The sequence below is a fragment of the Nostoc parmelioides FACHB-3921 genome (assembly GCF_014696625.1).
Classification (GTDB): domain Bacteria; phylum Cyanobacteriota; class Cyanobacteriia; order Cyanobacteriales; family Nostocaceae; genus Trichormus; species Trichormus parmelioides.
In genome coordinates, this window is record NZ_JACJQL010000055.1 from 1 (window position 1) to 21,098 (window position 21,098).

The following is a 21,098-nucleotide window of genomic DNA, read 5'->3' on the forward strand; positions in this document are numbered from 1 at the left end:
CCTCTGGGTATGATTCTATTCTTTTTAAGGGGCTTGTCATTATTAATACTCGCTTTTCTAGCTCCTCTGTTTATTTTCCTATAAAATTTATTTTAAAGATAGGTCTATTGGGGAAACAGATATTAATCCCAGTACATACGAGTTTGTCTCAGTGGAACTGAAAGAAACTGCCTTTCGCATTGATGGGGTATTTAAACCTGTAAATGAAACCACAGAAGAACCCCTATATTTTGTTGAAGTTCAGTTTCAACTAGATCCTAAATTTTATAGACGCTTCTTCGCCGAAATCTTTCTTTATCTCCGTCAAAACCCATCTGTGAATTTTTGGCGTGCTGTTGTCATCTATCCCCAACGCATTATAGAACCGGATGATCAACAACCTTATCGCTTGATTTTGGATAGTTCCCAAATACAACGCATTTATTTAGAAGAATTAGGCACAGCTAGCGAAAATTCTCTGCAATTAGCGATCGTGCAACTAATTATTGCCAGTGAAACAGTAGCCATTGACCAAGGTAGACAACTGATTATACAGGCAAGGCAAGAACTGACAGATGAAGCAAACAAAAAACAAATTGTAGAATTAATAGAAACTATCCTGTTGTACAAATTTACCAACTTAAGCCGAGAGGAGGTAGCAGCTATGTTGGGTATAGATGATGAATTCAAAAAAACTAGAATGTATCAGTCTATTAAGGAAGATGGACTAGAAGAAGGCAGACAAGAAGGCAGACAAGAAGGTAGACAAGAAGGTAAATTACAAGCAAAGTTAGAGGCTATCCCTCGTTTGTTAGCGTTGGGGTTGAGTGTAGAACAGATAGCAGGTGCTTTGGATTTAACTGTTGAGCAAGTTCAGCAAGTAATAGGGAATTAGTTGATTTTTGCTGAGTACCTCATGATAGATGTGTCACTTTCCGATCACATTTGCTTGTAACCCTAGCGGTGTAGGCTTTCTATGGCTATTTACTGGCTTTAAAAAATTATGAACGGATTAAAAGGCAAAAACACTCTCATCACGGGTGCTAGTTCTGGTATTGGACAGGCGATCGCTATCCGTCTTGCTCAAGAAGGTTGTAATATTGCCATTAATTACCGCAAAAGTCCTTCAGATGCGGAAGAAACTGAAGAGATGGCTATGCAGACAGCTTGTAAAAATGTTGAAATTTGCGGTGTTAAGTCTTTGTTAGTACAGGGTGATGTTTCTCAGGAAGAAGATGTTGTCGAGATGGTCAACACTGTAATTGAGGAGTTTGGTAGTCTCGATATTCTCATCAATAACGCCGGGATTCAAACTGAATGTCCATCCCACGAAGTCACAGCAGCAGATTTTGATCGGGTAATCGGAGTCAACCTACGGGGTGCTTATCTGTGTGCGCGTGAGACTATCAAACACCTGTTAGCGCAGAACAGTACAGGGATAATTATTAATATTTCCAGTGTCCACGAAATTATCCCTCGACCAATGTATGTCAGCTATTCCATCAGTAAAGGTGGAATGGAAAATATGACCAAAACTCTAGCTTTGGAATATGCTCATCGGGGTATTCGTGTCAATTCTGTAGCGCCTGGAGCGACAATTACACCTATCAATGAAGCTTGGACTGATGACCCGGAAAAGAAAGCAGTTGTAGAAAGTCATATTCCCATGAGGCGTGCTGGTACTTCCGAGGAAATGGCGGCAGCAGTAGCATTTTTAGCATCTGATGAAGCAGCATACATCACGGGACAAACTCTCTTTGTAGACGGTGGTCTGACGCTTTACGCTGACTTTAGAGAACCTTGGTCAGCTTGAGTTCCAAGTATAAAACTTCAGAAAATATGAGTCTTATCAGGCTGTATCGCACCTCAATATTAGTAGTGAGTGTCTGCATCCTACTGTCTAGCAACTCTGCTTTAGCTGCTGAAAGAGTAGTACTGAAGTACAAGGTCTTTCGTGAAACTATTGTTGTAGAAGAATTGTCAACCTTTGCTCAAATTGGCGCACTCTCAAGTTCACTACGAATTAATTTAGCTTTAGCTCGACAAAACCCTAAAGTAATTCGTCAATATTTAACAACACCAGTCAAAGTCAGCCCTGTAATTTTAGATCGGGTGTTAAACAGTCCTGTAGGTAACATTATTCTTGATGAGCTAAGTCAAGTTATTCACACACCATCCCGCAGTGCTGATAGACAAGCTTTGCGTTCCGCTTTGTTACTTTCCGCTAGTGGCGATGGACAAATGACTTTAATAGAAATCATCCAAAATTATCCTACGCCCAACGTAGAAGTTGACGGAGAGCGTTTGGGGAATGCTTACCGTCAACTTCGTAGCTTACAAGCTAGGTTAGAGAATTTATTAGGTTTTTAATAAGCTAAAGTTTCTAAAGTTTCCCGCAAATAACGTTGTACTTGCTGTTCTAAACGCAATTCTGTAAGTTGAATGTTACTTTCTAGCTGCCAACGCTGGAAACCAGAACTAGCGGCGATCGCATATTGGAGATTGCTCCAAATATCAGGATCACGAGAAAATTGATAATTACTGGTAGCTGTAATCTTAGCCATAGTCCCTCATTCCTCAGTTTTAACTTCGACAGGCAACTGGGGCAAGATTTTATTAACCCGCACCCCTAAAATTGTGAAATCCTGGTTAATCTTCTCTAAAGGTAATGGTTCTATCGCTGCAAATTCTGTGTCATTTGTGACCAAAACCCGCGCTACGCTCACGGGAATTTGCAGAAACAAATTACTTGCCAAAAAGGTTAAAGCCGCAAGTGCTAACCCCAAGATGCGCCATTGGGGCAATTGACTTGTCATGTTAACAACTAAAGGCGCAGCTTGATATAGCTGCCACAATACAAAAATAGATAAAATTGCTGACAATAGAGCCAGCACACGATTTAACTTGGTATTAATTAAACAAAGGATTTTTCTTTGCTGCTCAGTCAGATTCTCTGGCTTGAGGGCAATTCCCAAAATGGCAAATATATAAAAAGGGCGGCGCAACTGCATCCATAAAAGTGGAATAAGACCAGTTGCAGCTACTAACAAAAGTTCCATCCAGACTGGTAAAAGTGGCTCACCAACAGAAAGGAACAATAAGCACAATAGCAAAAAAATTGGTAGTGTTGCCAATCCAGCGACGTGAATCCACAATATTGGTTCAGAGCGAAATGAGCGCATAAAAGAGTCCTGAGTTTTGAGTTTTGAGTGCTGAGTGTTGAATTTTAAGTTTGGATACCAGCAAGAAAGTCAGGTTTAAATCTCTCCCAGGCTTGTTTCCAACTGGTATGAGTTGTGAGTTGTCGCAGTTAAAAACTGTTTTCAACTCTTTACTCTTAAATTACTTACCACTCAGCACTCGTTACTCAGCACTATCTTGTTAGTGCCAGGGTACGGCGTTTTGTGACCATTTGATAGGATTCAATGATGTCACCTTCAGCCCAATCATGGAATTTATCAACACCGATACCACATTCATAACCAGCGTTGACCTCGCGTGCGTCGTCTTTCATCCGTTTGAGGGAGTCAAGCACGCCTTCATAGATCACCTTACCGGCACGACGTACGCGCACTTTGCAGTTGCGGACTAGTTTGCCAGACTGGACGTAACAACCAGCAACAGCACCGCGACCAACTGGGAAGACAGCGCGGACTTCTGTTTGACCAAGGGGTTCTTCTACCAACTCTGGTTCTAACAGACCTTCCAATGCGCCTTGGATATCTTCGATCAGTTTGTAGATGATGTTGTATTCCCGCACGTCTACACCTGCTTCATCAGCAGCTTGTCTGGCTCCACTGGCAAAGGTGGTGTTGAAGCCGATAATTACAGCTCCACTGGCTGCTGCTAAGTCGATATCTGTTTCGGTGATTTCGCCAGCCGCAGTTAACAGCATCCGGATCTGTACTTCGTTTTGGGGGATTTGTTTGAGTGATCCCACAATTGCTTCTACAGAACCTTGTACGTCGGCTTTCAAGATCAGGTTGAGTTCTTTCAACTCGCCTTCTTGAGCTTGAGCAGATAGGGTTGTGAGGGTGACACGTCCTTGTAGTAGACGAGATAGACGTTGCTTGTCGGCGCGGTCTGAGGCCAGCGCTCTGGCTTCTTTTTCGTTGTCGAATACCTCAAATTCATCACCTGCGGCAGGTACGTCACTTAAGCCCAGTACCTCAACTGCAAATGAAGGCCCAGCTATATCTACTCTTCTGCCGCGATCGTCAACCATTGCCCGGACTTTACCGAATGCTGAACCAGCAAGTAGTATATCTCCTACATGGAGTGTACCGTTCTGAATCAACAGGGTAGCAACTGCGCCCTTGGCTTTATCCAGGTGGGCTTCAATAACGGTTCCTCTGGCGTTCCGGTCTGGGTTGGCGGATAGTTCACCAACTTCTGCTACTAAGAGAATCATCTCTAGGAGAGTATCGAGGTTTTCACCCTTGATGGCGCTGACAGGAACCATGATGGTTTCACCACCCCACTCTTCTGGGGTCAAGCCATACTGGGTGAGTTCTTGTTTCACGCGGTCTGGTTGTGCGCCTTCTTTATCAATTTTGTTGATAGCAACAACAATTGGTACTCCGGCTGCTTGAGCGTGGCTAATTGCCTCGACTGTTTGGGGACGTACACCATCGTCTGCGGCTACAACTAAGACGGCGATATCTGTTACCCTAGCGCCTCTTGCTCGCATGGCTGTAAAGGCTTCGTGACCGGGGGTATCTAAGAAGACAATCTGTTGTTCTTTACCGTCATGGACGATATCAACGTGGTATGCACCTATATGCTGGGTAATCCCACCAGCTTCACCGGCTGCTACTTTGGTTTTGCGAATCGAGTCGAGGAGGGTAGTCTTACCGTGGTCTACGTGACCCATGATTGTCACTACTGGCGGACGACGCAGGAGATGTTCCAAGTCGCCCACTTCAATCATTTCCGTGACTTTACGGGCTTCTGCTTCTGGTTCAGCAGTTTCGACTTCTATCTCTAACTCTTTGCCTACCAAGGTAATTGTCGGAATATCCAGATTTTGGGTGATACTCACTGCCATGCCTTTCATGAACAGGATTTTCACGATTTCTGTGTCAGCAACTGCCAGAAGGTCAGCTAACTCTTGCACTGTCATTGCCCCTGTGACCGCAACTTTTTCTGGCCGCTCACGTTTAACTTCTGTTTCCTGGCGGCGATTTTGGTCACGATTACTATGGCTAGACCTCTTACCACGGGTGGTAGGACTACTAATTGGTGCTGCCGTTGCTGCTGTTGCTGCTCTGGCTGCTTTTGGTTTGGGGGGACGGGCGATGGAAAGACTAACTTGGACGGTTGCGGGTATTTCTAATCCCTCTTCATCTAGTAAATCTTCGTCTTCAAAATCATCTTCCACCAATGGCTTGACGCGTTTGCCTTTAACGCCAGCCTTACCAGCTTTCTCTTTGATTTCGTCGATGATTTCTTCTTCTTGCCACTTCTTGCCACCTTTGGCAAGACGGGGTGGTGTCGGGCGTTTCAGATCCAGCAAGTCTGGGGCGATCGCTACTGTATCGCCTACCTCTCCTCTACCACCAGGGACTCCTCTAGGTGGAGTAGCAACTGGTGCGGCATCTGCTGACGGGCGGACTGGTCTTTGGGGACGTATGCCGTCACCTGATGGAGCGCCTGGTCTGTTGACACGTTGCTCTGGTTTGACTGGGCCTTGGCCGGGGCGCGCCTGTTTTTGTACTGGAGCCGATGAGGTTTCTCCCTGTGCAGGTTTGGCGACTCTTGGTTTAGCTTGGTCGCGCTCATCTTCACGCCGTGGGCGATCGCGCTTGAGTATTGGTTTTTCGCCAGGCGCACCTGTTATTTCAGATAGATCCAGTTTTTCTGCTGTAGGTCTACTAGGAGGCGCTACCAGTTGGGGTTTTGGTTGTCTCTCTGGTTTACCTGGTCTAGGTTGAGCTGATTTTTCTGGCTTCTCTACTGCGATTTTCGCTGGAGCTTGTGATTGGGCTTCCGGCTCTGCTTCTGGTGCAGCAGGTTTTTGCGGGGTCTCAGATACATTCCGTGGTACAGGTCGAGATGGTGCCGTCGGCTTCATGGGCGAGACTGGTGTAGCGAAGGGCCGTGGAGGTGCTGGAGAATTGGCTTCAGAAGAAGCAATCTGGTTATTAGCAACTGACGCTTCTGGAGCGTTGGGGGTAGTGTTTCTCAATATTTTGGGTTTACGAATTTCCAAAATTTGTTGTTGTTTTTGTGGGGGCGCAGGTCGGTTGCGCGAGCCAGCAGGTGCTGAATTTGGTTTATGACTGGTTGTGTTTAATTCTTTTTTGGATGTTCCATTTGTAGCTGCAAGTTTTTCCGCAGCTGCCCGGATACTTTCTGCCTCTGATTCTGAAATTGTACTGCTATGGCTTTTGACCGCAATATTGAGCTGGTCGCAAATTGCTAATAGCTCTTTGTTATCCAAATTCAATTCCTTTGATAATTCGTAGATTCTAACTTTGCCGTTGTTCATCCACTCTTCCCCTTTAATTTACAGTTTTTTTGCGGATGGTTGCCTGGAAGTGCGACATCTCCATCCTTTGATTACTGTTTTAGGTTGCCCTTGGTGATTTTGCCGGTGCCTCCAATCAGGAAAGAGAGATGTTTCGGGTTAATGCTGGCATCTCCACCAAAATCGATGGTTAGCGAACATCCTTAAAAATTTGTTAAATAAAACATTTTTATGATGTTCATTGATGCCGAACTGCGCCTGAGCGCTACCAGGTTGCCATTTTGTCGTTTTTTGTTTTGCTGTTTCTGAGCCTTCCACAACACAATGAGAGTGATTTTGTTGGGAGTAATGCTTCGCTCCTCTTAAATATTTTGTCGGAGCCGCTTGCTAACTACACCCATTTACTATTTTGGCACTAACCCCAAAAATTTCAGAGGGTGTGGTCATAGCTCAAATGTTTTGGCTGTCACCACAGATTCCCCTGAGGAATTACCACCATGAATGTTTTTTAGCCTAATTTTGATTTTGGGGATCGTTTTGGGCGAGATTTTGCCACAATGTTTGGTACAGTGTTTCTGGCACCGATGCTTGTAGCGATCGCCCTAATCGATTTTTTTTCTGAGCCACTTGTAGGCAGCTCATCTGGGGACAAATATAGGCTGAACGCCCCATGCCCTCATTCAATTGTACCTTTCCCGAAGGAAAGACACGGACAATCCGCCAAAAGTCTTGTTTTAGTCCTACTTTACGGCAACTAATACAACGTCGGTAGTTGGGTTGCATCTGTCTTCTGTAACTTTAACAGAACTATTGATGGTGACAACCAAGTTAGACTTGCCAACTCTGATTGATCTTTGTGTTGCCTGATTTTTAGTAATAATTAAGACTAATACTATGGTCTATCTTACCAGAAATCCTTAAGGCTGAGAAATTACTCTTCATCGTTGGGGTCAAAAGATGAGTCTTCTAATTCTCCTTCTTGATTTTCTTCATAGTCTAGCTCGTCTGATTCGATGTCATCTTCCTCTAGTTGATATTTTGCACGCGCCGCCACAAATTTAGCATCTTCGGCTGCTTGGTCATACTTGGCTTTATCTTTAATATCTATTTTCCAGCCAGTCAATCGGGCAGCTAATCGCACGTTTTGTCCTTCTTTGCCAATAGCCAAACTCAGTTGGTCTTCCGCGACTAATACGTGAGTTTGTCGAGTTTCTGGATCCATGAGGCGCACTTCATCGACTCGCGCCGGGCTGAGGGCGTTGGCAATGTATGTTGCTGGGTCTGGAGACCAGCGAATCACGTCAATTTTTTCGCCGCGTAATTCGTTGACTACTACCTGAATCCGTGATCCCCTAGCGCCAATGCAAGCTCCTACTGGGTCTACATCACGATCCAGGGTATCTACTGCTATTTTAGTCCTTGGGCCTACATAGCGGGAAGGGGGGTTTGCCTCCCTAGCCACGGCAACTATCCGTACCACTTCATCTTCAATTTCTGGTACTTCGTTGGCAAATAGATAAACTACTAAACCTGCATCCGCACGGGAGACTAATAACTGTGGGCCGCGTTGCTGACCTTGGGAAACTTTTTTGAGATATACCTTAAATGTGGCGTTTGCCCGATAATTGTCGTTGGGCAATTGTTCGCGTTTGGGTAATTCGGCTTCTACTTCTGGTTGTCCAAAGGTACTGCTAACTGCCAGAATCACTGATTGGCGTTCAAATCGCAAAACTCTGGCTTGCAGAACTGTGCCTTCTAAGTCTTGGAACTCTTCTTGCACCATCTGGCGCTGTTGATCCCGTAGTTTTTGCGCTAAGACTTGCTTGGTTTGCATAGCTGCCATGCGCCCAAATTCACCTTGGTCTGGGGTGACATCTAGTACCACTGAGTCTCCCAATTGGGCTTCGGGGGCTACTTGTTGTACTTCATCTAAGGAGATTTGATGGTCGGAATTATTAACTTCTTCAACAATGGATTTTGTGGAAAGAACGCGAAATCCTTCCTCGTCAATATCTAACTCGACTTCAAAGTTATCAAAATAATCTTCATCAAACTGTTTACGCTCGATGTTTTGAGCGCGACGATAACGCTCATAACCCTTAAGTAAGGCTTCTCTAATAGCAGCTTGAACCGCTAACCGGGGCAAATTCCGTTCACGACTAATACTTTCTATTAAATCTTTTAATCCTGGTAAACTAACCATTGACATAAGCAATCTCCTTTATATGTTGGGGACTGGGGATTGGGTATTGAGTACTGGGCATAGGGAAAATCAAAAGATAGGGTAACAAGGGAGTAGGAGGAAAATTATCCTTCCTTACCTCCTTCCAGTCCCCAGTTCCCAGTCCCTAATCCCTCGTCTCTCGTCTATTCGCCGTCATGTAGCAACACCCTAGTAATTAGGGAACGAGGGATTTCAATGACGCGGCCTTTTTGATTTATGTAAACTTTTGTCTCGTCCCGGCGAATCAACTGACCAATCCACTCTTGTTGTCCTTCGTGGGGTGGGGAAGTGGAAACAATTACAGGAAACCCTTTAAAAGAGATAAATTCCCGATCAGTTACCAGTTGCCGCGAAATACCAGGACTTGACACTTCCAAGACATAAGCATCTGGAATGATTTCCGTTGCATCTAAGGCAGCTTCTAAAGCACGGCTCATGCGCTCACAATCATCCAGACCAGTATCCTGTTGAGGATTACGGATATCTACCCGTAATACTGGTGGTCGTTGGTTGGTGTGAAAAACGATACCAACGACTTCCAATCCCAGTTGTTCTGCCACTGGTATTGCCAAATCTGTAATTGGTGGAACTAAAGGATGAGTCATGTGCAAATACAATAAAAAAAGTGGGCATCAACCCACTTCCTGCGATAGGGATATCTTCCAAGAAGTCTTGTAACGAACCGATGATGGTTCGCCGCTAACATGAGTGTAGCGCATTTCTTTATTAGTCAATAGTCATTGGTCAGAGACGCGATAAATCGCGTCTGTACAATTTTCTTCCTACTCCCTACTCCTCACAATTGAATTGGGAATTGATTTGAGTTGTCTAGTTTGTTCGATGATTTGGTCGATGTCTTCTTGGGATAAACGCTGGACGTAGTTGAGTTTGACTTCTTCTAGGAAGTCAACTAGTAAGCTTTGGATTTCGGAGAGTACGTGCTTTTGCTGTATTTCGTTGCCTAAGGCTTGGGTGAAGCTATGGGCAAGTTGGCTGGAGAGTTTGGCACCGATGGGATCTTTGATAGCGCTGACTAGGACGTTGTAGAGATTTGTGGTGATTTGGGTGGCTATTTGTTCACTGATTTGGGTTTGGGCTTGTCCAACTCCGGGTAAGGATTGTAGGTTCTTGTAGATAGGGACTTGGTGAAAGGCGCTGTTGATATTGTGCTGTAATAAGGCAACTAGTTCTGGTTGAATTTTGGGCAAGACTTGATCAACGATAGTTTGGACTAAAAGACCAGCGATCGCTTCCACTTCATTGATATCGTTAAGGTCTATGTAGGGACGCAATTTGTCGTTTTGCAGCAACCAGCGTGTAATTTCACCCTTTTGAATTGATCCCTGAATCTGGTTAATGACGCGGATGACGACAATTTCTGTGAGTTCTTCGGCGAAATTGGCGACGACTACTTGATGAATTTGTTTATTTATGGGTTGCAGGTTTAATAAACGGGCATGATCTAGGCGAATCGTTACTGGTATAATCCGCAACCAGCACCAGAAGGGAATTAATAGGAATAAATCATACCAGCGCCACAAAATAGCATTTAACCAGCTGAACCCTGGATGGCTACCTCTGATATAAATTACGCGTCCTAGTAACTCTAAGCCAAATAAGCAAACAAATGGTAAATCTATCAGCCAAAAATAATTAATAAATTCATTGTTTTCCCCAATTTGGCGGTAGTAATTTGTAGCAATTAAAGGACTGATTTTCTGGTTAAAAAAGGTAATTTCTTGTATCCAGCCTTTTTGGGATAGGTATGGCTGACTCCAAAAGGTAGCAAATGATTGTTTGGCTGAATCATTACCGATGCGATCGCGCATTCGCTTTTTGATTCTTTCTAAAGTCCCACTTTTACCTGCGGCGGCAAATGGATTACCTTCGATCATCTCGTTGCTCAGACGACTAATCTCTTGTAATTGAGTTTTGACTTCTGGTGATGTGATACCTGTTTGACTTACTTGTGCTTGTAAAAGGTTGATTTGATTTAAATAATTTTGCGTTTCCCTGTGCTGTTCAATACCCTTAATAGGGTCATAAATTTTAGTTATTTCTGGCAATTTCCGTAAGTAAAAATCCCGCCACGGCACATAGCTTAAATCAAATAAAACTAAGAATAAGTTTAATGTGGCAATGGTTGCCATCAATCTTTCAAAGTATAAATTTTGTTTTTTCGGTAATTTTCGATTAGCCATTTTTAGTTTTAGATTATACAAATTACCCTAACTAAACCATTTTTAATTCTTATACTTTGCATAGTAATGTAACTAGGATATTTCTTGTGAATGAGGAAAAATATTTTATTATATGTTAATTAGATTAAAACTAAAAAGCTTTATCATTCGTCAAAAATTATGAACAATCAAGACAAATGGTGTAAAGCAAAGTAAAATTATCCTCTTGTTTACGTCTATCAATTTCTTGGTTTAACTCAAAGGAGTTTTAAATATGTGGTGTGGGTTTGGAAAATCAAGCACAATTATTGCTACAGCTTGCGTAATTAGTACTAGTTTCGTAATTTCAAATACAACTTTTGCAGCCCGTCAGCGTAATTATACGCCACAGGAATTTCGTACAGTTTTACGAGGTTTAGGCTATAACGTCAAGGTGACAAACACGCCTCTCACTGACGCAGAAACTAAAAAAGCTATCAGTGAATTTCAAAAAGGTTACAAACTTACCCCAGTTGATGGGATCGCAGGGCCAAAAACCCAAGATTTTGCTGCAAATATCGTTCAAATCTTGCAAGCAAACTTAAACGCAGTCCTAAAGACAAATCCCCCTTTACCCCGTGATCAATTTTACGGCCCCAAAACTGAAGCAGCCATTAAAGAATTTCAGAAAAAACATAAGCTAGAAGCAACTGGTATTGCTAATTTAGCTCTTCGTCAAAAGTTGGACGAAGAAGCCAAAAAAGTCATCAGTAAACCGAGTACTCAGCCAACGGTGAAGCCGTCGCCATCACCGACAGCTAAACCAACAGCATCGCCGACAGCTAAACCAGCAGCATCGCCAACATCTAAACCGACAACATCACCCTTGCCAACGAAATCACCGGCAACTACACCAACAGTATCACCCTCACCAACTGAATCGCCAACAGCTAAACCGGAGGCATCACCCTCACCAACTGAATCACCCTCACCAACAGCATCGCCGACAACTACACCTTAGATAACGCTAAAAACCCCCTATACCCAAACATTAGTTCTTTTGATTTGGTTCTTCGAGGGGTCTACCTTTTGGTATGGGTAAGATGGGACGGCGATCATCGTAAGGCATAGGAATATACTGAACACTGGGTCTTCCTCCTTGGGGTTGGGGATATAAATCCATTAGTTCGTAGATAGAATGGGGCAGTCCTACAGTTATGGGCAGCCCCATTTCTGTGGCTTCTTCAACGGTGATTGGGTAGTCATGGGTTACTCGACCGGTGGTCAAAGCTTCGATAATGGATTCGATATTTTCAGGGCTGACTTTTTGTTTGGGTATATTATCTTTGAGTAGAGTTCGCACGAAGCGTTGCACTTGATCAATAGCTTTGCCGGCTAGGTCTGCCATGATTAAAGTCTGGTCATCAATGTCCCCGATTGGTTTATCTTTGACAACTTTAAGAATGCTAGCGGCGGGGAAATTACCCAGTTGGGGATCAACTGGGCCTAAGACAGCATTGGCATCCATCACAATTTCATCGGCGGCGAGGGCTAGCATAGTGCCGCCACTCATGGCATAGTGGGGTACAAATACAGTAACTTTGGCAGAGTGACGAATTAAAGCTCTGGCTATTTGTTCGGTAGCTAGGACTAAACCCCCTGGTGTATGCAGAATTAAGTCTATGGGTACATCAGGGGGTGTGAGGCGAATTGCCCTAAGTATTTGTTCTGAGTCTTCGATAGTTATGTAGCGTGAGATGGGAATTCCTAATAAACTGATAGACTCTTGACGATGTATGAGTAAAATTACGCGGCTTTTACGTTCTTGCTGAAATTCTTGTAAAGCCCGGATGCGGCGATATTCTACTTGGCGTTTTTGCCAGAGTGGTTGCAGAGAAGAAAGAAGAAGAAAAATCCAGAATAAATCACCAATACCAAAACCCATAGAATTAATTGTTCCAAAATAGCGATCGCAATATATTGTGACAAGTTTTAGGCGATCGCAATTCTATCTACAGGTTTATCTGAGAAGCATAATTTACACCAGCTCATCAGGATTCACTCCTAGTTGTCGCAGGCGTTCTGCTAACTGTGCTGCTTTTCTTTTTGCCTGTTCAGCTTCCTGTTCAGCAATTATCGCGCGTTCCGTAGCTGCAACAACTTCTTCTGTAGGCTCAGAAATTAATTTTCCTGCTAAGGTGAACCAACGTAGCCACAACCTGTTAATATCTCGAAACGCTCCTTGCCACACACCCAAACTTAAACCCAATTCTGGCATGAGTATGCGTCCCTCAGTTAAATTTATCGGTTCATAATGACCGCCTACTAACTGAAAGGCTCTCAGTTCATTGGTGTAGCGACTAAACACAATATAGTAAGGGATTCGCAAAATTCGCTCGTAAACTTCCCATTTGCTGGGTGGTTTAGCGGTTGGCTTTTGAGTAATGCCTAAATCTTCGTCTTCTGTACCTGGGGATAATAATTCTACTACTACAAAAGGATTTGCTGGTTCTTGCCAAGTGACATAACTTAAACGCAAATCTTCGCCTTTGTAGAGTTTTTGTACTCCCACAACACCAAACCAATCAGGGCGTTTATACCATAGTGGATGCTGGAGGTCATAATAAAGATTGAGGTCAGCCGCACTGTAAACTAATTCAGGATTCCAGTTAATTGGTTGAAAGGTTAAGTATAAGAGTAAGGGCTGTAAAAAATGAAAATCGTCTGGCAAGCCTGGCTCCCCTGGATTGTCGCTAGGTAAATCATACATAGTTGGTAGGGTTTCCCACGGAGGAAGGGGCGGATCTGATTGGGGGACGTAGTTAGAGAAAGTATTCATAGTCAAAAGTCTACTCTTGTGGTTCAATACCTGCGGCTCGTAGTTGCGCTGCTAATCGCTCGGCACGTTGACGTTCTTGTTCGACACGTTGCCGTTCTTGTTCCACTAACTCCGAACCCCACAGTAGTAATTGTCCGGTTTCATCCCACCAGCGCAACCAATTACCTGTACGATTTTCCCGCGTACCTTGCCATACGCCAAAGTAAAGATTCATTTCGGCTATCCAGTAATGTTGATTTTCGTTGGGGGTGATGATAGCTGTCACGTCGCTTCGCTCCTAATTCAAAATACCCTACGGGTTCTCCGCAGGAGTACAAAATTCAAAATTTGAAGTTTCCTGTCACCTGCTACCTATTCATCTTCGTCTAGGTTGAAGTCCTCTTCTGTTAGTTCTTGGTGAGGGATGGCGGCGATAATTGCATCTATGACTTTGGCAACTGGGATGATTTCAATGTCAAAGTCGGGAAATTTTTGCCCTTTAGGAACGATCGCTTTCTTGAATCCCAGTTTAGCTGCTTCTTTTAATCGGAGTTCCATCTGGGAAACCGATCGCACTTGTCCACCTAAGCCGACTTCGCCAATCAAGACTGTACCAGGATCAACGATGCGATCGCGGAAACTGGCAACGATGGCAATGGCGATTCCTAAATCTACGGCTGGTTCTTCTACATTCAATCCTCCAGCTGAGGCGACGTAAGAATCCAATTTGGACATAGGAATTCCTACCCGTTTTTCTAACACGGCAAGAATTTGGACTAATCGGTTATAATCTATACCGGTTCCGGCACGGCGGGGAGAGGGATAGCTGGTAGGACTGACTAAGGCTTGTAATTCAACTACAATCGGGCGTGTACCCTCGCAAGCAACAACGATGGCTGTACCTGGTGCGGGATCATCACGGTTACCTAAAAATAACTCACTGGGGTTGGGGACTTCACGGAGTCCGTTTTGCACCATTTCAAAGATGCCGATTTCGTGCGTTGCACCAAAGCGGTTTTTCACTGTGCGTAATAACCGATGAGATGCAAAGCGATCGCCTTCAAAATAGAGTACTGTATCTACTAAGTGTTCTAAAACTTTCGGCCCGGCGATCGCCCCTTCTTTGGTGACGTGTCCCACAATTAACATGGTGATGTCTTCGTGTTTTGCCACTTTCATTAAGGCGGCTGTGCATTCCCTGACTTGGGCGACTGAACCAGGCGCAGAGGTCAGGGCTGGGAAAAACACGGTTTGAATACTATCTATTACAGCCACATTGGGCTTGAGAGAATCCACCTCTCGTAATATTTCTTCTAAATCTGTTTCTGGCAAAACATATAAATCTGCGCCCACACCATCAGCTATGGATACTAGGGGTGTCTGTTCTGATTCCTCCCCTTGATCATCTCCGACAACACTCAGAGTTTTTGCTACACCTAAGCGAGAAGCTCTTAACTTTACCTGTTGCCCAGATTCTTCACCAGTGACATAGAGAATGCGATATCTCTGCGCCAATTGATTTGAGACTTGTAGTAATAGAGTAGATTTACCAATACCGGGATCACCACCAATCAAAACCATCGAACCTGGAACCACACCACCACCAAGCACCCGATCGAGTTCTCCATAACCAGACTCCCAACGAGCGATTTGGCGATCGGTAATTTGATCAAATGTTAAAGAAGCTCGTGCTTTTGGCGGTTTAACAGGTGCTTTGCCATTATTCTGAGAAGCGTGCCAACCACTAACCCCTCCCTTAGGTACATCTACGGAAGATTGAATGGTAATCTGTTCTTCTAAGGAATTGTAAGTACCACAAGCTGGACACTTACCAAACCATTGGGGAGATTCTGCTCCACATTCGTTACAAATGTAAAAAGTTTTAGGCTTTGCCATTATTAAATCTTAACTAATATTAAATATCTTAATTTTTCCTTAAGTATTGCTCAAATTGAAAATCCGATTAATAGCAAGAGTTAGAGCATTTTCCAAATCATTTGAAGGAATGATATCTTAATATTATGGTATTAAAAATTAATCATGAAAATTTTAGTTAAGGAGCATTGAGAAACTTGGAAAGTCATAAAGAAAAAATCCTGGTAGTAGACGACGAAGCTAGCATTCGCCGAATTTTAGAAACGCGCCTTTCAATGATTGGCTACGATGTAGTAACAGCAGGGGATGGCGAAGAAGCTTTAGATACATTCCGCAAATCTGACCCGGATTTAGTGGTTTTGGATGTGATGATGCCAAAACTAGATGGTTATGGTGTTTGTCAAGAACTACGTAAAGAATCGGATGTCCCTATAATTATGCTAACAGCCTTAGGGGACGTTGCCGATCGCATCACTGGTTTAGAGTTAGGTGCTGATGACTACGTAGTTAAACCATTTTCACCCAAGGAACTAGAAGCAAGAATTCGCTCAGTATTACGACGGGTAGATAAAACCGGTGCTTCTGGTATTCCCAGTTCTGGAGTGATTCACGTTGGCAATATCAAAATTGATACCAACAAGCGCCAAGTCTACAAAGGCGATGAGCGTATCCGCTTGACAGGTATGGAATTTAGCTTACTAGAGTTGCTAGTCAGCCGTTCTGGAGAAGCTTTTTCCCGTTCGGAAATTTTACAAGAAGTCTGGGGTTACACTCCAGAACGCCATGTAGACACCCGTGTGGTGGATGTGCATATCTCCCGCTTACGGGCAAAATTAGAAGATGACCCCAGTAACCCAGAATTAATTCTCACAGCACGGGGTACTGGCTATTTGTTTCAACGCATAATTGAGCCAGGAGAAGAATAGAGGAACAAGTGTTGACTGTTGACTGTTAACTGTTGACTGTTAACTATGGACTAATGACTAATGACCAAACCTGATCCCAATCGAGTTTTGCGACGCTTACCCTTAGTAGTAGGTGGGTTAGGCGCTATACTTTTGCTGATTAACCGTTTATTGACACCAGAATTGACAAACTCTCAAGCCCGTGGTGATGTGCTGGGGGTGATTTTGAGTGCTGTACTCATTTTAACGGGTTTAATTTGGCAGCAGGTACAGCCGCGATCGCCTGATTCTGTAGAACTCATTGGCGAAGAAGGTTTTGTTTTAGCAGCAGATTTACCAGAAGCCGTGAAAACAGAACTAGCCTGGGCATCTCATTTATTGTTGACTAATACAGTAACGCGATCGCTGGTGGTTTACTATCAAGGTAAGGTTTTGTTACGTCGCGGTATTCTGGCACCAAAGGCAGAAGTTACACCAGGCGCGATTGTGAAGCGAGTTTTGGAAAAACAACAGCCTGTTTATTTAGTGGCTTTATATGTCTACCCAGGACGAATTGAATTTGATTATTTACCAGAAAATACCCAAGGTGTAATTTGTCAACCAATTGGTAATGAAGGTGTATTAATTTTAGGGGCAAATGCTCCTAGAAGTTACACCAAACAAGATGAAAACTGGATAGCAGGAATTGCTGATAAATTAGCTGTAACCCTCAAATCTATATAAAAGTTTACAAAAATATCAATCATGCAAATTCTTTATTGGCTACTCATTGCCTTAATGCTGGTAGGTGTTGTTGGTGCAGTAGTTCCTGCTATCCCTGGAACCAGTTTAATTTTAATTGCCATTATCATTTGGGGAATTGTTAGTAGTTCCTTTGCGGCGATTAAAATTCCCTTGATTGTGACAATTGTTGTGTTGATTTTAAGTATTGGAGTTGATTTTCTAGCTGGATACTTGGGTGCAAAACAAGCAGGTGCTAGCAAGTGGGGTCAAATTGGCGCATTTGTGGGTTTGCTTTTGGGTTTTTTCGGATTATTACCGGCTTTGCCTTTTGGCGGCCCACTGTTGGGGATTTTATTTGGGCCGTTGTTAGGGGCGATTGTGGGTGAGTATATTTACCGAAGGGAATTTTGGTTAGCGGTGAAGGCTGGTATTGGTATTGTTGTCGGTACGTTGGTAGGGAATTTAATTCAAGGGGTTTTGGCGATCGCTACAGTTGCAGTATTCTTGTTTACAACCTGGCCACAAGTATTCGGTAATTAAAATTATCATCAATGTCATTTGATAATCTCTGCAAGCTGTTATCGGAAAAATATCCCGAAAACTTTGCTAGTTGGGTTCTCGGAACACCCCAAACCACAGTCAAAGTCCTCAAAACCGAATTGAGTATTGAACCAATCAGGGCTGATTACGTCACATTCCTACAACTACAAGGACGTATTCTCCATCTGGAATTTCAAACCAAACTCGAATCCACACCACCATTACCGCTACGAATGTTGGATTATTGGGTGAGATTGTATCGTTTATACCGTCTACCAGTCACCCAAGTTGTTGTTTTATTGCTTCCTCCTACACCAGAAACAGTCATTGAAACAGCATTCACCGTAGAAAATACTCGTCATGAGTACCGAGTAATTCGGATGTGGGAGGAAAATCCAGAACTATTTCTCAATGATTCGGCTTTGTTACCATTAGCACCACTCACAGCCACAACTCAGCCGCAAATATTACTACAACAAGTTGTCCAGCAGGTTAATCAAGTTGAGGAAACAAAACGACCGGAAATATCTGCTTATACTCAAATATTGGCGGGGTTAAAATATAAAAAGGACTTGATTAGACAACTATTCCGGGAGGGTATGATGCGCGAATCAGTTATTTATCAAGAAATTCTGGCTGAGGGCGAACAACGAGGTGAACAACGGGAGCGATCGCTTGTTCTCCGACTATTAACACGACGAGTAGGAGAATTACCCCAAGATATGGGCGATCGCCTAGAAACTCTCTCCTTAGAACAATTAGAAAATTTGGGCGAAGCGCTGTTAGATTTTACTAATCTTGCTGACTTACTCTTGTGGTTAGACAACTATTCCGGGAAGGTATGATGTGCGAGTCAGTGATTTATCAGGAAATTTTGGCTGAGGGTGAACAACGAGAGCGATCGCCAGTAGGGTATTTAATTTAAGGAATGTTGGCGATCAATACAGTTGCGGTATTATTATTATTTACAAGCTAGACATAGTTATTTGGTAATTAGAAAAGTTTCTAGGTACATAATTAATCTGCGATCGTCGGCTTGATGCCTTGATAGCAGCAAAACACTAGCACAGTATAAAAGGAGCAGACTTTAATTTTTTAAAATCCCTGCTGTATTGTGAGTGTAAAGTATACGATTTAAAATTTATGTAATTACGCTGGATAGCAAATAAATGTTTAGTAAGCGTTTGTAATCTAACGTACATGATATATTTGGTATATAAAATTTGTAAACATCATACTTACGGCATCTACTGACCAACCTACCAAGAATTACATAAAAGGCTGACTCATCTAGCTTGGTTATGCAGGATTGATCGTAGCCATTGCTTTGAGCAAATTTTACTATTTATATGAATTGGTATTATAAGTTGGTTTTTTATACTTCATTGTCAATAGTCTAAGCTCAAGACAAGCTCTCGTATTTTGTTTATTATGTGTGAACTTTAGCAACACATAAATTATTTTCTACGTATTTTTACTAGGAGTTGATAATGGTCGTTTCTATAAAAAATTGTTTGAAAGGAGCAGTTGTAGCATTAGCATCTGTCCCTGTAGTCACTGCTGGCTTATTAATTTCTGTTGATTCGGCTCAGGGGTCTGTGCTGTTTGGTGGCTTTTTGTTAAGCCCTGGTAATACATCTGAGTTTGGTAGTAGTACAGTCACACTAACAAAAAACTCTTTAAATTTCTTGCCTCAACCAATAACACCAGTTGTTATTGAGCCTGTAGCAGGAAGTTTTGCCAAATTTAATACAGGTAATATTCGTAACAATATCACCTTTGGAACTCCTGTTAAAGCTGACTACCTATTTATGGATCTTGGTTCACTACCTATCAATGGTTTGATTTCATCTAATACTGATACCAGCTCTTTAACAGACGGGAAAAACACCTTCACTGTTACAGGCTCTGCTTATGAACTTATTGACGGTGGTATTAGCACTATGGTTGATGTTTCAGTTTGGGGATTCTTTACGGGTGAGAATTCTAATGAGATAACAAACGCTGTGGGCAACATAACTTTTACGATTGGCAATAGAACAATTGGTGATGTTCGAGAAATCTTGAATGCAAATGGTAGTATCTCTGATTTGACTTTTTCTGGTTCATTTTTTCCTAGTGTATGCGGGAGATGCGGAATTATTCCTGAACCAGCCACAATCTTGGGGCTGGTATTATTTGGCGGGGGAATGGCTATTACTCGTCGTCCCAAAAATGTAGGTTAGTCAATACCTTCGTTAATACATCAACTCATCCTCGTAAATTGTCTAAGATATTGATACCGTGGTAGGGAGTTTGATTGAAGGGTGTTGGCGATCGTGGCTGTTTCAGTCTTCTTGTTTACAACTCGGCCGCAAGTATTTGGTGGTTGATAATTACATACTATGTCTTAATTAAATTAATAAACCCCCACGACTTTATATCAGCCACAGGGGATTCATTCATCAAGTTTAAGTTACGAATTTAAATTCAATGCCGTGTTTAGCTAAAAAAGTTTTACTTGCAGGATGATAACTACTGACTTTACTAGTAGCTAAACCTGATCTCAAAGTGAAATACTAAATTCATTTAAGATTATGGTTCTGCAAGATAGCTTTTATTAAGCATTGACAGATGCTTTCTTTTTCTTAGCCAAGTTATTGGTGAAGAAAGCGCCTAAGCCTAAAGCAGCAAGTCCAATTGTTGCAGTAGGTTCTGGTGTAACTCTACGAACGTCAGCTTGTAAAGTTATGGAGAAGCTACCATCACCAAATATCTGATTTGCTGTTAAAGTTCCTGTACCAAGCGCATCATCAGCGGCACTAAAAAAGGTTCCTGTTAAGGGAAGAATACTCAATGCATTAATGTTACCAACTAGGCTGCTAGTAACAGTAAAGGGAGCATTAGCGCGGAAAGTTGTACCATCACTGAATAGAATAAAGGGGTCAGTAGTCGTACCGCTGTATGTACCAGCACCAATGTTAGTCAAGATGATATCAGCTACAGCAGCAGAAGTGCCTCTCAAAAAAGCGAAATCATTATTAGTTGTTGCATTGTTTGAAACTACTTCTTCCAGAAAATCAATTGTTATGTTGAGAGGATTTGGATTTGCTTGAGTTGGAGGATTTGTTAATAGAGCCGAACCGCTGACATTGACTAAACTGGAAGTGGTGAATGTTACTGCTTGAGCAGATGAAATATTAGAAGATAAAGCAACAACAGATCCTAAAGCTAGAGAGGTGCTAGCTAAGGCTAATGCTTGCCCTACAGTCTTAAAGTTTGCCATGTTTTTCACTATTTAAATGAATAAGTTTGTGGAATGCTTAGTGTGATAGGGTACTGAGACAGATCTACAAACCTGCTCATTAAGTAAAGGTCACAGGGGTATTAGTATTTCTAAGTATATACCACACTAAAACAATTAAGG

At 42.8% G+C, this 21,098-nt stretch carries 20 protein-coding genes and 1 pseudogene; 9 read left to right on the plus strand and 12 right to left on the minus strand.

Annotated features, from left to right (window positions below; genetic code table 11):
- The first annotated feature begins 85 nt into the window (after positions 1-85).
- The 3 genes from H6G14_RS25205 to H6G14_RS25215 all read left to right on the plus strand — a co-directional run bounded on the left by H6G14_RS25205 (position 86) and on the right by H6G14_RS25215 (position 2,349).
- Positions 86-874: an Rpn family recombination-promoting nuclease/putative transposase gene (locus H6G14_RS25205; RefSeq protein ID WP_190570750.1), complete on the plus strand. Its 789-nt coding sequence runs from the start codon at positions 86-88 to the stop codon at positions 872-874.
- Positions 875-982: 108 nt separating this feature from the next.
- Entirely contained in the window at positions 983-1,792 is an 810-nt protein-coding gene (locus H6G14_RS25210) for an SDR family oxidoreductase (protein WP_190570703.1), read from the plus strand.
- A gap of 26 nt (positions 1,793-1,818) precedes the next feature.
- Complete coding sequence (locus H6G14_RS25215; RefSeq protein ID WP_190570705.1) at positions 1,819-2,349, plus strand: alpha/beta hydrolase; 531 nt, start codon at positions 1,819-1,821, stop codon at positions 2,347-2,349.
- Here H6G14_RS25215 and H6G14_RS25220 read toward each other — a convergent pair.
- The 7 genes from H6G14_RS25220 to H6G14_RS25250 all read right to left on the minus strand — a co-directional run bounded on the left by H6G14_RS25220 (position 2,346) and on the right by H6G14_RS25250 (position 10,873).
- Positions 2,346-2,543, minus strand: a complete 198-nt coding sequence (locus H6G14_RS25220; RefSeq protein ID WP_190570707.1) for a hypothetical protein — start codon at positions 2,541-2,543, stop codon at positions 2,346-2,348. The two genes, H6G14_RS25215 and H6G14_RS25220, sit on opposite strands and share 4 nt — an antisense overlap.
- Positions 2,544-2,549: 6 nt before the next feature.
- Positions 2,550-3,161: a low-complexity tail membrane protein gene (locus H6G14_RS25225; RefSeq protein ID WP_190570708.1), complete on the minus strand. Its 612-nt coding sequence runs from the start codon at positions 3,159-3,161 to the stop codon at positions 2,550-2,552.
- Positions 3,162-3,352: 191 nt separating this feature from the next.
- Positions 3,353-6,469: a translation initiation factor IF-2 gene (gene infB / locus H6G14_RS25230; RefSeq protein ID WP_190570710.1), complete on the minus strand. Its 3,117-nt coding sequence runs from the start codon at positions 6,467-6,469 to the stop codon at positions 3,353-3,355.
- A 492-nt stretch (positions 6,470-6,961) separates the two neighbouring features.
- Entirely contained in the window at positions 6,962-7,231 is a 270-nt protein-coding gene (locus H6G14_RS25235) for a YlxR family protein (protein ID WP_190570712.1), read from the minus strand.
- Positions 7,232-7,379: 148 nt separating this feature from the next.
- Positions 7,380-8,657 (minus strand): transcription termination factor NusA, encoded by a 1,278-nt coding sequence (nusA, locus tag H6G14_RS25240; RefSeq protein ID WP_190570714.1) that lies wholly within the window; start codon positions 8,655-8,657, stop codon positions 7,380-7,382.
- 158 nt (positions 8,658-8,815) lie between these two features.
- Positions 8,816-9,277 (minus strand): ribosome maturation factor RimP, encoded by a 462-nt coding sequence (gene rimP, locus H6G14_RS25245; RefSeq protein ID WP_011318671.1) that lies wholly within the window; start codon positions 9,275-9,277, stop codon positions 8,816-8,818.
- A gap of 177 nt (positions 9,278-9,454) precedes the next feature.
- On the minus strand, positions 9,455-10,873 hold the full coding sequence (locus tag H6G14_RS25250) for a hypothetical protein (protein ID WP_190570715.1): 1,419 nt from the start codon (positions 10,871-10,873) through the stop codon (positions 9,455-9,457).
- A gap of 253 nt (positions 10,874-11,126) precedes the next feature.
- On the opposite strand from H6G14_RS25250, the gene H6G14_RS25255 reads away from it, so the two are divergent.
- Complete coding sequence (locus H6G14_RS25255; protein ID WP_190570717.1) at positions 11,127-11,852, plus strand: peptidoglycan-binding domain-containing protein; 726 nt, start codon at positions 11,127-11,129, stop codon at positions 11,850-11,852.
- Between the two features lie 30 nt (positions 11,853-11,882).
- Here the strand turns inward: H6G14_RS25255 and H6G14_RS25260 are convergent, their stop codons facing one another.
- The 4 genes and pseudogenes from H6G14_RS25260 to radA all read right to left on the minus strand — a co-directional run bounded on the left by H6G14_RS25260 (position 11,883) and on the right by radA (position 15,545).
- Entirely contained in the window at positions 11,883-12,776 is an 894-nt protein-coding gene (locus H6G14_RS25260) for an SDH family Clp fold serine proteinase (protein WP_190570719.1), read from the minus strand.
- 93 nt (positions 12,777-12,869) lie between these two features.
- Positions 12,870-13,670 carry a Uma2 family endonuclease gene (locus tag H6G14_RS25265; RefSeq protein ID WP_190570721.1) on the minus strand — a complete coding sequence of 267 codons (801 nt, stop codon included), beginning with the start codon at positions 13,668-13,670 and terminating at the stop codon, positions 12,870-12,872.
- Positions 13,671-13,680: 10 nt separating this feature from the next.
- Positions 13,681-13,917 (minus strand): annotated as a pseudogene (locus H6G14_RS25270) (Uma2 family endonuclease); the annotation flags it as partial.
- Between the two features lie 104 nt (positions 13,918-14,021).
- The gene (gene radA / locus H6G14_RS25275) at positions 14,022-15,545 is read right to left on the minus strand and encodes a DNA repair protein RadA (RefSeq protein WP_190570723.1); all 1,524 of its coding nucleotides are present in this window, start codon (positions 15,543-15,545) and stop codon (positions 14,022-14,024) included.
- 176 nt (positions 15,546-15,721) lie between these two features.
- Between radA and rpaB the strand changes: the two genes are divergently transcribed.
- The 5 genes from rpaB to H6G14_RS25300 all read left to right on the plus strand — a co-directional run bounded on the left by rpaB (position 15,722) and on the right by H6G14_RS25300 (position 19,917).
- The gene (rpaB, locus tag H6G14_RS25280) at positions 15,722-16,450 is read left to right on the plus strand and encodes a response regulator transcription factor RpaB (protein WP_010997963.1); all 729 of its coding nucleotides are present in this window, start codon (positions 15,722-15,724) and stop codon (positions 16,448-16,450) included.
- Positions 16,451-16,510: 60 nt separating this feature from the next.
- Positions 16,511-17,152 carry a cofactor assembly of complex C subunit B gene (locus H6G14_RS25285; RefSeq protein WP_190570725.1) on the plus strand — a complete coding sequence of 214 codons (642 nt, stop codon included), beginning with the start codon at positions 16,511-16,513 and terminating at the stop codon, positions 17,150-17,152.
- Positions 17,153-17,173: 21 nt separating this feature from the next.
- A complete protein-coding gene (locus tag H6G14_RS25290; RefSeq protein ID WP_190570727.1) occupies positions 17,174-17,692 on the plus strand; it encodes a DUF456 domain-containing protein in 519 nt (172 codons plus the stop codon).
- Positions 17,693-17,703: 11 nt separating this feature from the next.
- Entirely contained in the window at positions 17,704-18,537 is an 834-nt protein-coding gene (locus H6G14_RS25295; protein WP_190570729.1) for a DUF4351 domain-containing protein, read from the plus strand.
- 645 nt (positions 18,538-19,182) lie between these two features.
- A complete protein-coding gene (locus H6G14_RS25300) occupies positions 19,183-19,917 on the plus strand; it encodes a PEP-CTERM sorting domain-containing protein (protein WP_190570731.1) in 735 nt (244 codons plus the stop codon).
- Positions 19,918-20,291: 374 nt separating this feature from the next.
- On the opposite strand, the gene H6G14_RS25305 is transcribed toward H6G14_RS25300, so the two are convergent.
- Positions 20,292-20,957, minus strand: coding sequence for a hypothetical protein (locus H6G14_RS25305; protein WP_190570734.1), 666 nt, complete (start codon positions 20,955-20,957; stop codon positions 20,292-20,294).
- Positions 20,958-21,098 lie beyond the last annotated feature (141 nt).

Excerpts from the sequence above, each read along its gene's own strand:
- H6G14_RS25220 (WP_190570707.1), bottom strand. The coding sequence starts at position 2,543 with ATGGCTAAGATTACAGCTACCAGTAATTATCAATTTTCTCGTGATCCT.
- H6G14_RS25235 (WP_190570712.1), bottom strand. The coding sequence starts at position 7,231 with ATGCAACCCAACTACCGACGTTGTATTAGTTGCCGTAAAGTAGGACTA.
- radA (WP_190570723.1), bottom strand. The coding sequence starts at position 15,545 with ATGGCAAAGCCTAAAACTTTTTACATTTGTAACGAATGTGGAGCAGAA.
- H6G14_RS25260 (WP_190570719.1), bottom strand. The coding sequence starts at position 12,776 with ATGGGTTTTGGTATTGGTGATTTATTCTGGATTTTTCTTCTTCTTTCT.
- H6G14_RS25255 (WP_190570717.1), top strand. The coding sequence starts at position 11,127 with ATGTGGTGTGGGTTTGGAAAATCAAGCACAATTATTGCTACAGCTTGC.
- nusA (WP_190570714.1), bottom strand. The coding sequence starts at position 8,657 with ATGTCAATGGTTAGTTTACCAGGATTAAAAGATTTAATAGAAAGTATT.
- H6G14_RS25290 (WP_190570727.1), top strand. The coding sequence starts at position 17,174 with ATGCAAATTCTTTATTGGCTACTCATTGCCTTAATGCTGGTAGGTGTT.
- H6G14_RS25210 (WP_190570703.1), top strand. The coding sequence starts at position 983 with ATGAACGGATTAAAAGGCAAAAACACTCTCATCACGGGTGCTAGTTCT.
- H6G14_RS25285 (WP_190570725.1), top strand. The coding sequence starts at position 16,511 with ATGACCAAACCTGATCCCAATCGAGTTTTGCGACGCTTACCCTTAGTA.
- rimP (WP_011318671.1), bottom strand. The coding sequence starts at position 9,277 with ATGACTCATCCTTTAGTTCCACCAATTACAGATTTGGCAATACCAGTG.
- H6G14_RS25250 (WP_190570715.1), bottom strand. The coding sequence starts at position 10,873 with ATGGCTAATCGAAAATTACCGAAAAAACAAAATTTATACTTTGAAAGA.
- H6G14_RS25295 (WP_190570729.1), top strand. The coding sequence starts at position 17,704 with ATGTCATTTGATAATCTCTGCAAGCTGTTATCGGAAAAATATCCCGAA.
- infB (WP_190570710.1), bottom strand. The coding sequence starts at position 6,469 with ATGAACAACGGCAAAGTTAGAATCTACGAATTATCAAAGGAATTGAAT.
- H6G14_RS25225 (WP_190570708.1), bottom strand. The coding sequence starts at position 3,161 with ATGCGCTCATTTCGCTCTGAACCAATATTGTGGATTCACGTCGCTGGA.
- H6G14_RS25300 (WP_190570731.1), top strand. The coding sequence starts at position 19,183 with ATGGTCGTTTCTATAAAAAATTGTTTGAAAGGAGCAGTTGTAGCATTA.
- H6G14_RS25215 (WP_190570705.1), top strand. The coding sequence starts at position 1,819 with ATGAGTCTTATCAGGCTGTATCGCACCTCAATATTAGTAGTGAGTGTC.
- H6G14_RS25305 (WP_190570734.1), bottom strand. The coding sequence starts at position 20,957 with ATGGCAAACTTTAAGACTGTAGGGCAAGCATTAGCCTTAGCTAGCACC.
- H6G14_RS25265 (WP_190570721.1), bottom strand. The coding sequence starts at position 13,670 with ATGAATACTTTCTCTAACTACGTCCCCCAATCAGATCCGCCCCTTCCT.